This window comes from Streptomyces sp. NPDC002092, from assembly GCF_053593775.1.
In genome coordinates this window covers 54109-67517 of the sequence record NZ_JBSFDG010000013.1, presented here as the reverse complement: position 1 = coordinate 67517, position 13409 = coordinate 54109, and the positions used below count along the sequence as shown (strand labels likewise).

Genomic DNA, 13409 nt, shown 5'->3' with positions numbered 1-13409 from the left:
GTGATGAGGCAACCTTTTCCACTTTTTGCGACCGCGTTCTCGTTCCTCATGCTCTTGGTCCGGATCAGAATGCCGGCGCAACCTGCTCCTGCCGCGCTCCCTGACTGCGTGCCTTGAGCAGCGCGTGCCGTAGGCGGTTGTGGGCCATGGCCAGGCAGGCGTGCACCGCGCCGCGTGCTACCGAGAGTCCCAGAACCTGAGAGACGGTCGTGATCCGGGGGACGGCCGGCAAGTTCTGTGTGAGTCGCTTGCGTACTTCGGGGAGCACCTCGTCCACCAACGGACGCAACCGGCCGACGAAGTAGACGGACTCGGGATCGAGTGTCACGGCGACGATGCTCACGGCGGTTGTGACCGCTGTCGTGAACGTCTTGAGTATCTCCGCGCGGCCTCGATGGTCCTGGGACGTCAGCCACAGGTCCTCGACGCGTTCGATGTCCAGTCCGTGTTCTCGAGCGAGATTCACAAGCCCTGTGGTGCTCAGCAGCCCGTTGAGGGTGCGGTCGTCGATGCCCGAGGACAGGGAACCGATGTCGCCGAAGGCAGGAGTACGTCCCCGAGCCAGTTCCTGGTCCCTGCAGGCGGCGAAACTCAGGGTGCTGCTGACGCTGAACAGGGCAGCGTTACGGATGCTCGCGTCGTCCGTGAGTACCTGGAGCAAGGACGCGTTCGCGTCACTTTCCAAGGTCACTGGAGCGTCGACGAGCTTTTCGACGGTTCGCTGGAGGTCCCTGCCGGAGAAGATCTTCATCGGATCGGCAGGCCGGAAGACCTCAACACCGTCACGGACATGGGCGGGCAGTGCCACGACGACCTGGCGCAGTGGCCCTCGCGCGGATGCGCTGGTCTGCGCGATCAGATCGACCAGCCACCGGCCGGCGGCGGGAACGTCGTGGTGCTCGACCGTCGGAACGATCACGTGTCCGATCTCACGGCCGCGTAGATCGGTGACCAGCACGCCGGTGGTCACGGCGCCGAAGCCGACGCCCACGACGTGTCCGGCCGTCTCGGGCACATCGAGGTACGTCGACGGACGGCCACGCCCGGCGACGGCGTCGACTCCCCGGTCCACGAGGAACCCGTCAACGCGCAGTTCCTCGACGGCCCGCGACACCGTCGCCTTGCTCAACCCTGTGAGCTCGATGAGCTTGTTCCGGGTCAATGGCGCATGGGAGAGAACCACGTCAAGGACACTTGCCTTGTTGTAGTCGCGCGGTGTGGGGTTGATGCTGCTCACCTCATGACCCTAGCGAGACCATACGCAGCTCGACCCTGCGGTCTCTACTGGACTTGCGGTGCGTCGGCGAAGACGCTGATCCTTCACTCGCCCGCGCTTGTGTTGAAATCCGCCTGCTCCTCTCAGCGGAGAACCTCGTGGCCATCTCGTGCTGGAGGCGTATTCGCAGCGCTCGGCTCTGTGTTCCCCGTCCTGCATGGGCCTGGGTCAGCAGCCGAGGACCTTGGGCAGGCCCGACAGGTCGGGCAGTTCGTCGTGGGGCCGGTAGTCGTAGGGCTGGTAGTCGGTGCTGCCCAGGCGGCCGTAGCAGTTGATCCACACGCGGTGCTTCAGCTCAAGGCATGCCATGGCGGGTGCTCAGCAAGCGGGCCACGACCTCCTCCAGATCGACGGCCATGGCCCGCTCCACGTTGACCCAGTCGTCTCTGGCGTGTTCGAGCAGGTAGTCGCGACGCTCCGGCACTCGTTCCGCGCGCCAATGGGTGACCAGCGCGCGAAGTGTCAGACGTGCCAGCGCGGCAACGGGCAGGAGCGGGAGTTCGGTGTCCTTGATCGGCCGGGCCCGCTCGTATCCCGCGACGAAGCTGCATGCCTCACGCCAGGGATCCAACGGTGTCCGGCCGAGAAGGTTCGCGAGAGACACTGCAGGATCGAAGATCAAAGCACTACGCATGCTGTCACCGAAGTCGATTACTCCTGTGACGAAGCTGTCCGTCTGCGGATCCACCAGGACGTTGTAGGGGCTGTAGTCACCATGGATCACTTGCGTCTCGAGATCACCCAGCCTCGGAACAACGGCCTCGTGGAAAAGGCGGAACACTTCTTGTGCCAGCCGACGGTGCGCGGCACTGGGCGTGTACTCGATGAGTTCCCGGAGCTGGTCGAAGTGTCGAAGGTCCCACACAAGGCGCCGCTCGTCCGCGGGATGGCCGAATGACCGCAGAGCCAGATCCACTCGCCCGAGCATCTGCCCGACCTGGGCAAGCTGGTGGGGATCGGGGTTCGTCCGCGCCAGGACGGCACCTTCGACGAAGTCGAAGACGCGCAGGACTCGAACCCCGCCGTCCTTCGTCTCGATCGGTACGTTGTCGTTGCCTTCGGTGGTCTGCGTGACCCGCTGGACGGGGAGATGGGGAGCTTCGCTTTCGAGGTGGCGCATCGCAGCCGTCTGCAGAGCTACGACACTTACCTCCTCGTCGGGCGGGGAAACCTTGACGAGATGGTCGGCCAAGCCGGTCCGCAGCCGGAACGTGTCGTCCTTCTCGGTTGCCAGCCGCTCGAGATGTCCGCTGAGCTGGTAGTGCCGGGCGAGGAGGGTGTCCACCACTTTCGTCTCGATGGGCTGGTGGGACGATGCCAGGCCGCTCTCCTTGAACAACTGCTGGGCGATACGTGCGGGGGGTGAGGTGTTCACCGTTCGGTCCCTTCGGGCTACTACAAGCGAATTTCGGCGATCTCAGCGAAGGTCTCGAGGAATCGCGTGACGTCGGCCGAGTCGAAGGCCAGCGGCGGTCGGATCTTGAGCACGTTGACTGCTTCCCCGGTGCCGCTGATGAGGACTCGACGGTCGCGCATGTCGTTGATGACGTGGTCAGCGAGGACACGATCGGGCTCCAGCGACTCCCGGTCCTTCACGAGTTCGATGCCCACGTACAGACCACTCCCTCGGACCTCCGCGACGTGCGGAGACTCGCGGGTGATCTCCTCAAGGCCGGCTCGAAGCGCGCTGCCGTTGTCGAGAACTCGCTGCTGCACGTTCTCGGCGTCGAAGACGTCCAGAACGGCGGCACCGGCGGCAACCGCGATCGAACTGCCGGCAAAGGTGTTGAAGTAACGGACGTTCCGTCCGAACTCTTCGCACACCTCGGGCCTGAACACCACGCCGGAGATCGGCATGCCGTTGCCCATGGGCTTGCCCATCGTGACGATGTCGGGAAGCACTCCATGGCGGCTGAACCCCCACATCGACTCTCCGAGCCGGGCGAATCCCGACTGGACCTCGTCGGCGATGTACACGCCGCCCGCGGCGTGCACCTCCTCGACCATGTCACGCAGGTAACCGACAGGACCGGTGAAGAGGCCATCGCTGGAGTGCGCGCAGTCGGTGATCAGCGCCGCAAGCCTGTAGCCATGGCGCTCGAGGTCGTTGATCGCGCCGCGCACCTGGCTTCGCATGTAGTCGGGAAGCGATGAGCCCGGCGGGACGAGTCGCGGATCAGGAGCATCGATGAGCCGCACATTCGGCCCGAGCGGTGACCCCGCGCCGAGCGTCGGCGAGAAGCTCGCAACCTCGCGAGTGAGACCGTGGTAAGCCCAGCGAGTCACTACGATTCCCTCGCCGCCCGTGTGGAAGCGGGCCACGCGCATGGCCAGGTCGTTCGCCTCCGAGCCGCTGCACGCGAAGCTCACCCTCGACAGCGCTTCGGGCATGGTCGCAAGAAGGCGCTCGGCGTAGTCGACGAGTGACTCCTGCACATAGCGCGTGTTGGTGTTGACCGCCGCCATCTGGCGGGACACGGCCTCGACAACGTGCGGGTGTGCGTGGCCGACGCACGGCACGTTGTTGTAGGCGTCAAGGTAGTCGTTGCCGTCCCGGTCGAACAGGTGAGCACCTCGACCGGAGACGAACTCGACCGGCTCCCGGTAGTTCAGCGCGTATCCAGGGCCCAGCACGTTGTTCCGCCGCTTGACGGTGGACTGCAACCGTTCGGGCAGTTCACCGAGCGCTGCGGGGTCGAACCTGTTGGGGTAGTTGGCCAACGCTCGACTCGGCGTGGAAGTCATCAGCAGGTCCCCTTCCTTCGTAGCTTGCATCTCGTCGCGGCTGCTTGAGCGGCAGCTATCTTTTTGTTTCAGTTCCAGCCTGGAACTTACTTGCCGCGGACGGGTGTGGCAACCCCGTGACGGCAGGGAGTGCCCCATGCAGCTAGCCAGGGGAACGACCGCCGCCTGGATTGCGAAGGAGCTCCTCGCGACGGGGACGAACGTGCCGGGGCGTAGTGGCCCAGGGCGGATTGTTCGAACCAGGAGGACGCCACCGCTCAGCTCACCCCGCTTCCGTGGGCTCCTGACCTCCTCGCGGGCGGTTGACGACGCTGGACGAGGTGAGCGCGGTGACCGTGTCCCGTACGCCGGGCATCTCGGGTGGTGCCGCGAGGCGGCCGTTGGTGGTGATGAATCGATCGGCTGGGAGGTGCGGCCCTGAAGGGCGAGGCCCGCGGCGACACCGCCCATGGCGGGGGAGACCTTGAAGTCCTGGCCGGAGAAGCCGGCCCCCGGGGCACTTCTCGCTTTCGCGGGCCACTCTCGTTCCCTGCCTCAGTGGACGGTTGCCCGTCTCAGGACTGAACGGCCGAGCGCAGTTCGGGCAGGGACAGGACCTCGTCCAGCACGTCGACGTAGAGATCCACGTGCTCGCGGCGAAAGGTCATGGGCGGTTTGATCTTCAGTACGTTGTCGTGCACGCCATTGGGGAAGACGATGACGCCTCGCTCCTTCATGAGCTCGGTGACCATGAAGGCCTGCTCAGTGGCCGGCATCCTGGTGGTGCGGTTGCGGACCAGTTCGACGCCGAGGTAGAGCCCTGCGGCCCGTACGTCACCGATGAGCGGTTGGCGCTGCTGGAGCTCGCGCAGCGACTGGGCGAAGTACCCGCCCACGCTCACGGCGTTCTCCCTCAGCCCATCGTGCTCGACGATGTCCAGCACGGCCTCACCGATCGCGCAGGAGACCGGGTTGCCGCCGAAGGTGTTGAAGTACTTCATGCCCGTGTCGAACGCGTCGGCGATCTCCCGAGTCGTGACCACCGCCGCGAGGGGATGCCCGTTCCCGAGCGGCTTGCCCATCGTGACGATGTCCGGGACCACCCCCTGGAGCTCGAAACCCCACCAGGGCCCGAGCCGTCCGACGCCGACCTGGACCTCGTCGGAGATGCACAGGGCGCCCGCCCGCCTGGCAGCGGTGAACACGCCGTCGAGGTAGCCGTCGGGGAACACGATGTTCCCACCCGATCCCATCAGGGACTCGGCGATGAAGGCGGCCGGGGGGCGGCCGTCGGCCGTGATCCGCCCGATGACAGCCGCGGCGTCGCGCGCGTACTTGACTCCGGCGTCCGCGTCGTCGTACCCGTAGGTGCTGCGGTAGCGGTCCGGGATGACGACCTCGTGGGTGGTCGCGGGTGCACCGGCGCCGCCGGGGCCCTTGTAACGGTTCGGGCTGATCCCGGTCACCACACCGGTGTTGCCGTGGTACGCGCCGTCGATGTTGACGATGTGCTGACGACCTGTCACCTGGCGGGCGATCCGCAGCGCCAGGTCGTTCGCCTCGCTGCCGGTGCACACGAGGAAGACGACCTCGAGCGGGTCGGGCAGGGTGGCCACCAGCTTCTGTACGTAACTGGCGATCTGCGGGTAGACGAAACGGCTGTTGGTGTTGAGCTTGCGCAGCTGTCGGGTGGCGGCGGCCGTCACCCGTGGCTCGGCATGGCCGACGTGGCTGACGTTGTTCAGCGAGTCCAGATAGGCCAGGCCGTCCTCGTCGTGGAACCACACATCCCGCCCACGCACGAGGTTCATCGGGGTGCGGTAGTAGTTGCGCTGGGAGCGAGCGATGTGGCGACGGCGCACTGAGACGACGTCGTCGATGGTGGGGACCGCGGCGGGCGATTCGGTGAACCCGAGGAGCCGGGCGGGGTCGGGTGACAGGTGGCTCCACACCTGCCGTGCGGAAGGCGGCACGACACGAGGCGGCGGCCAGGTGGCCATCCGCGCGGTGCGGTGGACCTGCACCTGTACGCAGGGCCCGCGCGGGTCCGTCTCCTCGCTCGGGCAGGCGCGTCCCAACGGCGCCCCGGCCGGGACTGTCGCCGCGAAGGGCGGCGTGTCGTCGAGTCCCCACCAGCACGTCCAGAACTCCAGCCCGTCGACCGCATGTCGCAGTACCAACGGCATCCCTGCGCCCCCGCGGGCTTCGACGACGCCGGACAGCGGGCTGGCAACCTCTTCAGCGTCGGCCACGATCAGCGAGCCGCCGACCTGGACCGTCGCGGGCTCGCCGGCTCCCGGGCGGCGCCGGCGCCCCAGGAGCAGCGATGCGCTGAGGTGGGGCACGTAGCCGCGTCGCCGTCGTCCGTCGAGGACGTCGTCGATGCTCGCGCGCACCGCCCTCGCGTCGTGCCAGTCGACTTCGTCGAAGAGATCACTTGCCGGTCGCAGGTCGAGCAGTTGCGGGGCCGGTGCCTGCGGGGCACCGTCTCGGGCCGCCTCTGCCAGCACCTCTTCCAGACCCCGCTGCTCCCGCGTCGGGGGGAGCCCACACGCGACCCGGAACGTCGCCTCGGCGACCTCGGGGCAAACCTCGGCCACCTGCGCGATCGCCGGCCAGGTGTGTTGCATGCGAGTCTGCCCGTACGGCGTGTCCCTCTCGGCGACCCGGCGCGTCCACGTCACGGCGTTCATGCACAGCCGGGCGGCCGCCAACGGATAGACAGCCGCCAGTTCCTCTGCCGTGAGGGGGAGCACCGAGTGGAAGCCGGCCACGACTTCGGCTGCAGCGGCGAGCGGGTCGGCCTTGCGGACCATGGCGTAGCCCGCCGCGACCGCCACCTCCGCCGCGCGCACACTGTGGAGCGAGTCGCCCAGGTCGACGATGCCCGAGATCCGCAGCACCCCGTCCTCGTCGGCATCGGCCAGGACGTTGGCGTCATTGAGATCCTGGTGTACGACGCTCCGCGGCAGCCGGCCCAATGCCGGCAGCAGTTCGTCGTACCAGCCCATGATCGTGCGCACCGACTCCCGCCGGTCCGCGTCGTGCACAGCGTGCAGCGACGCCTCGACGATCTCAGCCGCCCGGCGCATGTCCCAGTCGTGCGGTTCCAGGCCCACCGGTGGCTCCACGCTGGAGAGTCCGAGGCTCAGCCGCCCAGCGGCTTCTCCCAGTTGACGCAGAAGTGCCGCGGGGTGGTCGTCGAGTTCCGACAGAACCCGGCCCTTGAGCCAGCTCATCACGCGAACCACGTGCGTTCGGCCCTCGTGGACGACGACGGCAAGGAACTTCCCCTCGGGTGTCGGGACCAGCCGTGGCACCGGAAGGTCGGGAACGGTGGCGGCCAGGTGGTGGAGGAGCGAGTTCTGCCAGAGAACGTCGGCCGAGTCCGGCTCCGCGCGGGTGACCCGTACGAAGTAGCGCATGCCGTCGTCGCCGGTGATCCGTACGTTCTGGTCGATCTCCCCTCCCAGTGGGTGCTGGAGGTATCCCTCGAGTCCGAAGGACTGCCGGAGCACGTGATCGAGGAGTGGGCCCGGCAGTTGGCCGGTGTGACCGGGGATGGTCGTTCCGTCCTGGCCGGTGGTGGTCACTGAGGTCATCGGTGCGTTCTCTCTCTCGTCGTCAGGTCGCTCATCGCTCACCGCGGGCGGCCTGTGTCACGACGCTCAGGTCGTGGCCAGTCCCTCGCCGCCACCCGTGTCGGACCTTTGCCCGACGCTGTCAGCCAGCTCCCGGACGTCCGATCGATTGCGGTTACCGGGGGCGGCGGGCAGGGCTGACGCGGCTGTGTCTCGATCGCTTCATGGGCTGCGCAGACCTCGGCCGAGCCGACGACCAACAGGTCCAGGGACACCGGGACCAGTCGGCGATCAGGTCCGAGGCGGGCCGTCCGTCAAAGGCGGAGCGCTCATCGAGACCGGTCATCAGCTCACGCGGCGGCGGTTGTGACGTCCCAGGTGACGTTGGCGGCGAGCACCCCGCGCAGCGCCTCGGCGAGGTCCACCGGTGTTCTCATGGCCTCGACCCTCGCCTTGAGCTCGGCGTAGTGTCTGGGGGAGTCCTGGGTGATCTCGATCCTGCTCTGTCTGGCGAACCGCTGACACTGACCCGAGGAACGCGGCGTGCCTCAGCAGCGCCTGCTCAAGGTGACGGACTGGGGATCAGGTGCTGCGGAAGTGCCATAGCTGCTCCAAGTACGTGGTCATGTCATGAGCTCTCTCCAGCCCGAGGTGATGCGTCAGATGAAACACCGCGGAGAATCGGGCAACAAGGGACGCGAGGCCGCGACATCGACCCCGTGTTTTGTGCCTGTGCACAATTTCTGTCAGGGAGTCCCGGCGGCATGTCAGCGGCACTACCCGGAGACGGCCCCGGATTTGTTCGGTGACGGCTGTCGTCGGGAGAGGCGGGTCTCATGAGCGGCCCGGGACGCCGTCACGGCGGGGCTCGCCACGACGCCGTGCGGGCGATCGCGCGCAGGCTCCTCGAGGAACGACTCGACGAACTGACCTCTCGTGCTCTCGAACAACTGGAAGCCGAGGAGCCTGCCTACGCGTCGGCGGACTGGGATCCGGTCCAGAAACGGGAAGGGATGCGACGAACCCTCGAACTCGCCCTGACCCGGCTGGCCGGCGGTCCCGTGCCCCGGACGGTCTCGCGCGCCACCGAGGACGTGGGACGCGAGCGAGCGGAGCAGGCGTTCCCCCTGACCGCTCTGATGCACTCCTTCCAGCTGGACCTCAGGACTCTTTGGGAGGCCGTGCTCGCAGAGGGGCGAGCACGTGGCATCAGCGCCGATCCCGACTTCCTCGACGGGCTGATCCGCGTCTGGGAGGTGACGGACGCCAACAGCGTCGAGGTCGTCGACGCGTACCGCCGCACCGAGCGCGACCTGGCGAGCCGTCGCACGGAGGTGCGCAACCGCGCCTTCAGCCGCCTGGTCCTGGAAGGGGAGCAGGATCCCTCCACCGTGGCCGAGGCCTCGACGTTGCTGGGCTTTTCCGAGAACGCCGCCCTGACCGTGCTCGTGGTCGAATCCGTTCCCACCGGGGACCCGGCTGTGTCCCAGGTCGACGATGCGCTGCGTCGGGGTGGCCTGGTACGCCACTTCGGATGGATGGGCGACGAGCTTCTCGGCATCATCGGTCACGGACGGTGCGATGAAGAGGCCATGCTTGCCATGCTCCGGCCGTTCGCCCCGTGGCGCTGCGGCGTCGCGGAAGTCCCCGGGCTGGCGCTGACGGCGCGGGGCATCCGGTTCGCACGTGCCGCGATCCGCAGCTCCGCGCAGCCCGGAGTGCGGCACGTGGAGCGCCACTGGATCGGGGCGATCATGTCGGCGCAGGAGGAGCTGACCGGTGCGATGGCCGCCGGCGTGCTGCGCCCACTGCTCGAGCTGCGCGACAGCGACAGCATCGTCGAGACCCTGCGCTGGTACCTCGACCTGGGCTCGGTCGCCGAGGTGGCCGCACGTACCTACCGGCACCGGAACACGGTGGGCAATCGCCTGCAGGCTGCGGAAGAGGCGACCGGGCTGAAGCTGTCCCGACCGAACGACGCCGCCCGGCTGGTCCTCGCCCTGGCTTGGCTGGAGACGGACGCGGGCGCCCGCTTCCAGGCGACGATGCCCTGATCCACCGATCGCTGGACGGGTCGAGGCGACCGGCCCGGGGCCGCGACCTAAAGAGCTGGAGCCAAAGCGGGTCAGTCAGCGTCCGCATGCCCTTCATGAGGACGGCCGCCTTGGCGGCCGACAGCCCGGTCACGCCGCCGGGCAGCGGCGCCAAGCGGCCGCAGCTCACGCCGGAGCCGCAGAACTGCATCGGATCCCCGACGGGAAATTGTGCACAGGCACAAAATACGCGGTCGATCTCGCGGCCTCATGTCCCTTGTTGCCGGATTCTCGCCAGTGCTTCACTGATCATCACCCAGAGCCGGAGAGAGGCTCATCGCATCGGAGCAGCAACGATGCTGCCGCCGACTGCCTGATCAGCATTCGCCGTCCCGGGCCCCGTCCGGCGGCTCGTCCTCCAACGGCGACCCCTGGCCACCGCCCAGCCCCCATGCCCTCTTAACAGGTCGCCGCCCCAACGACTCGGCAGCCTCATGAACTTCCTATGCAGCCGACCTCATCTGGCCGCATTCAACTTGATCGTGACTCCCGGTAACCGGAATGTCCTGTATCCACGGAAAAGAGGTTGAACATCATGCGTCAGATCGTCACCTTCGACGCCTACGGCACCCTGGTCGACTTCCAGCTCGGCCCCACCACCCTGAAGGTCCTCGCCGACCGGCTGGACCTGGACCGTCTGAACGTCGACGAGTTCCTCGACGACTTCCGCATCATGCGGTTCCATGCCGTCCTGGAGGCATACCGCCCCTTCCACGAGGTGCTGCCTGCCAGCCTGGAGACAGCGATGCGTCTGCACGGTCTGGAGTACCGGCAGTCCGACGGCGAGGCCCTGGTCGCGGCCGTGCCCACCTTCGGCCCCCACCCCGAGGTCCCGGCCGCCCTGCAGGCGCTGAAGTCCCGATACGAGATCGCCATCATCTCCAACACGGACGACGACCTCATCGCCCAGAACCTGGCCCACATCGGCGTCGAGTTCGACCATGTCATCACTGCCCAGCAGGCCAAGGCGTACAAGCCGTCCCGGCAGACCTTCGAGTACGCCTTCCAGACCATGGACATCGACCCCGCCCAGGTCATCCACGTCGCCCAGGGCTGGGAGTACGACCTCATCCCCACCCGCGACCTCGGCCTCGCTCGCCGCGTATGGATCAACCGCTACGGCCACAACGGCTCGATCGGCGCCCGCGGCAGCGCCGACTACCAGCCCTTCGACGAACTGCCCGACCTGTCCGGCCTGCCGGCTCTGCTCGGCTGCTGAAGCAGGGACTCGGACGACACACCTCTGGACTACCAGGAAGACCCGAGGACGTACGTAAGCGCTACGGGCGGCCGCGGGCCCGGGAACTGTACGACGCCTTCCGCGAGGCGGTGGACGTGGTGGAGGAGCTGACGGTCGAAGAGCAGATCGAATGCCACGCGTAGGGCGTCTGGCCGTCGCCTTCAAGTCGCAGCACTTCCAGAGCATGCAGGCCAGGCAGCGCGACCTAGCCGACAACTTCGGTCACGGCACCACGCTGCTGAGCAAGAGCGATCTACGTGCCGAGCTGGGCTCCGACCACCACCACGGAGCCCAGCTCGACCCGGCTCATCGCGCACCTTCACGTCGGCAGATACGCCCATGGCCGGGCCGAGGCCGCCCAACGCGCCGAGGTTCAGGTCCACGAACGCAACGCCGCGACCGCGCTGCAGCGCCTCCCCGAGGGCGGTTTCCTCGTCGAGACCCTGCACGGCACCATCCGCGCCACGTAGGTCATGGCGGCCACCGACGTCTTCACTGACACGGCCATGCCATGGTTCGGCAAGCGGCTGATCTACGTCGGCAGCTTCGTCATCGTCACCGAGCCACTGGGCGATGAGCGGGCCCGGCGGCTCATCTCCAACAACGCGTGGTCGTGTCCTCCAAGAACATCGGCCACTACATTCGCATCACCCCGGACAACCGCCTGGCCTTCGGCGGCCGGGCCCGCTTCGCCCGTCAGACCCAGCCTCGGACGTGAAGAGCGGTGACGTCCTGCAGCGGGAGATGACCGAGATCTTCCCGCAGCTGGCCGGGGTGAAGATCGACTATGTATGGGGCGGCATGGTCGGCTTCTCCTACGACCGCGTTCCGCACGCGGGCGAGGCCAACGGCCTCTACTACTCCATGGGTTACTGCGGCCACGGCGTCCACAGGGCCACCTACATCGGCCGCGCCATGGCCGAGGTCATGGACGGCCACTCGAGGCCAACCTCATGCGGGGCCTCGGCCTGCCAGGCGCTCTCCGCTGCGGGATATCAGCTCGGCAAGCGCGCGGTTGACGCCACCGAATCCGATGAGGGCGAGATCGTATCGGCCCATGAGATCGCTCCTTCACAGTCCGCCGCCTTCACGGTGCGGCTGCTCAGAGCCTCGCTTCTCCGCCTGTCACCTGCTCCATGTCACAACGGCCACGATGCATGTCGATCTGCTGAGTTCCATGTCGAATCGCCCACCTCACCGCCGACAACCCCCTCGGAGACCTCAGGCCGAAGCAGGACCGCGGCGCGGCAGCAGACCCACCGCAAGGGCCGGTACGGCGGCGAGGACGAGCCACGGTACGGCGGCCGGGAGCCCCAGGTCGAGCAGGGAGCCGGTGGCCGAGCTGCCGATGAGGACGATCAGGCCGGAGACGGAGGACAGCGCGCCGGTGTAGAGGCCGATGCGGCCGTCCTCGGCGAGGTCGGGCACCCAGGCGCGGGCGGCGGGGACGACCAGCATCTGGCCGAGGGTGAGCAGGACGACGTATCCGGCGGCGGGCAGCAACCCCGGCACACCAGTCCAGCCGGCGGGCCGGGCGGCGGCAACGACCCCGAAACCGGCCGCGATGAGCAACAGCCCGCCCATCATTGAGCGACGTAGGCCCAGGCGGTCACCTGCCCAGCGTGTGACGGGCAGTTGGGCGCCGACGACCAGCAGGGAGGACAGGGCGAACAGCCAGGACAGGGCTGCCTGGGAGCCGGTCGCGCGCTGCACCTCGTCCGGCAGGGCGAGGTAGAGCTGGTTGTAGGCGAGCAGGTAGGTGCCGTAGGCGCAGCACAGGGCGAGGAAGCGGCGGTTGCGCAGCAGCAGGCGCGTGCCGCCCCGCTGCCGGGTGCGCGCTCGGCCGGGGATGTGCTGTGGCATGAGCCGGATGTGCCCGGCCAGGACGATGACGAAGACGGCGGCTCCGGCGAGGCAGGCGGTGCGGAAGTCCACGGCGAGCAGCAGGCCGCCGAGCAGCGGGCCGACGAAGGCACCGGCCTGTCCGGCCGCGCTCAGCAGAGCCAGTACCCGGGTGCGTGAACCGTGGCCCTCCTCCTCCCAGATCACCGCCTGCCGGGCCACTTCGGACTCCACCGCCGGGGAGAACAGCGCGGCGGCGAAGCCGATGAGGAGCACCGCGCCGATCACCGTCCAGGTCTGCTCCGCGTACCCGAGCCAGGCGAACCCGGCGACCCGCAGCACGCAGCCGGTCAGCACGATCGGGCGCACGCCGTAGCGGTCCACGAGTGCGCCGCCGACCACGAACAGGCCCTGCTGGCTGAAGGTCCGCAGGCCCAGGACGAAGCCGACCATCCACCCCGCCATGCCGAGCGTGCTGTCGAGGTGCTCGGCCAGGAACGGCAGGACGGCGTAGAAGCCGATGTTGAAGGTGAGTTGGGTCAGGATCAGCAGCCGCAGGAGCGGTGACAGGTGCTGCCAGGTCCGCTCACGTGAAGGCTTTGTGAACCGGACGGTTCGGTGGGTCAGGATGCGGGAGATGAGATCCGTCATGG

Annotated in this window: 9 protein-coding genes and 1 pseudogene; 4 read left to right on the top strand and 6 right to left on the bottom strand. The window is 67.8% G+C overall.

The features are described from left to right. Positions 1 to 64: 64 nt before the first annotated feature. The 5 genes from ACWCRD_RS28500 to ACWCRD_RS28480 form a co-directional block, all read right to left on the bottom strand. Positions 65 to 1237, bottom strand: a complete 1173-nt coding sequence (locus ACWCRD_RS28500; protein ID WP_450968624.1) for an ROK family transcriptional regulator — start codon at positions 1235 to 1237, stop codon at positions 65 to 67. Positions 1238 to 1444: 207 nt separating this feature from the next. After that, a complete protein-coding gene (locus ACWCRD_RS28495; protein WP_450968623.1) occupies positions 1445 to 1585 on the bottom strand; it encodes a hypothetical protein in 141 nt (46 codons plus the stop codon). Further along, on the bottom strand, positions 1572 to 2651 hold the full coding sequence (locus ACWCRD_RS28490) for a phosphotransferase (RefSeq protein ID WP_450968622.1): 1080 nt from the start codon (positions 2649 to 2651) through the stop codon (positions 1572 to 1574). The genes ACWCRD_RS28495 and ACWCRD_RS28490 overlap by 14 nt, the downstream gene beginning before the upstream one ends. A gap of 20 nt (positions 2652 to 2671) precedes the next feature. Beyond that, positions 2672 to 4021, bottom strand: a complete 1350-nt coding sequence (locus tag ACWCRD_RS28485) for an aspartate aminotransferase family protein (protein WP_450968621.1) — start codon at positions 4019 to 4021, stop codon at positions 2672 to 2674. A 554-nt stretch (positions 4022 to 4575) separates the two neighbouring features. Further along, on the bottom strand, positions 4576 to 7602 hold the full coding sequence (locus ACWCRD_RS28480) for an aminotransferase class III-fold pyridoxal phosphate-dependent enzyme (RefSeq protein WP_450968620.1): 3027 nt from the start codon (positions 7600 to 7602) through the stop codon (positions 4576 to 4578). An 815-nt stretch (positions 7603 to 8417) separates the two neighbouring features. Here ACWCRD_RS28480 and ACWCRD_RS28475 point away from each other — a divergent pair. The 4 genes and pseudogenes from ACWCRD_RS28475 to ACWCRD_RS28460 form a co-directional block, all read left to right on the top strand. Continuing rightward, entirely contained in the window at positions 8418 to 9635 is a 1218-nt protein-coding gene (locus ACWCRD_RS28475) for a PucR family transcriptional regulator (protein WP_450968619.1), read from the top strand. 574 nt (positions 9636 to 10209) lie between these two features. Then, on the top strand, positions 10210 to 10893 hold the full coding sequence (locus ACWCRD_RS28470; RefSeq protein ID WP_450968618.1) for a haloacid dehalogenase type II: 684 nt from the start codon (positions 10210 to 10212) through the stop codon (positions 10891 to 10893). A 278-nt stretch (positions 10894 to 11171) separates the two neighbouring features. After that, positions 11172 to 11384, top strand: a complete 213-nt coding sequence (locus ACWCRD_RS28465; RefSeq protein ID WP_450968617.1) for a hypothetical protein — start codon at positions 11172 to 11174, stop codon at positions 11382 to 11384. Between the two features lie 274 nt (positions 11385 to 11658). After that, positions 11659 to 11778 (top strand): annotated as a pseudogene (locus tag ACWCRD_RS28460) (hypothetical protein); the annotation flags it as partial. 357 nt (positions 11779 to 12135) lie between these two features. On the opposite strand, the gene ACWCRD_RS28455 reads toward ACWCRD_RS28460, so the two are convergent. Next, on the bottom strand, positions 12136 to 13407 hold the full coding sequence (locus tag ACWCRD_RS28455) for an MDR family MFS transporter (protein WP_450968616.1): 1272 nt from the start codon (positions 13405 to 13407) through the stop codon (positions 12136 to 12138). Positions 13408 to 13409: the final 2 nt, after the last annotated feature.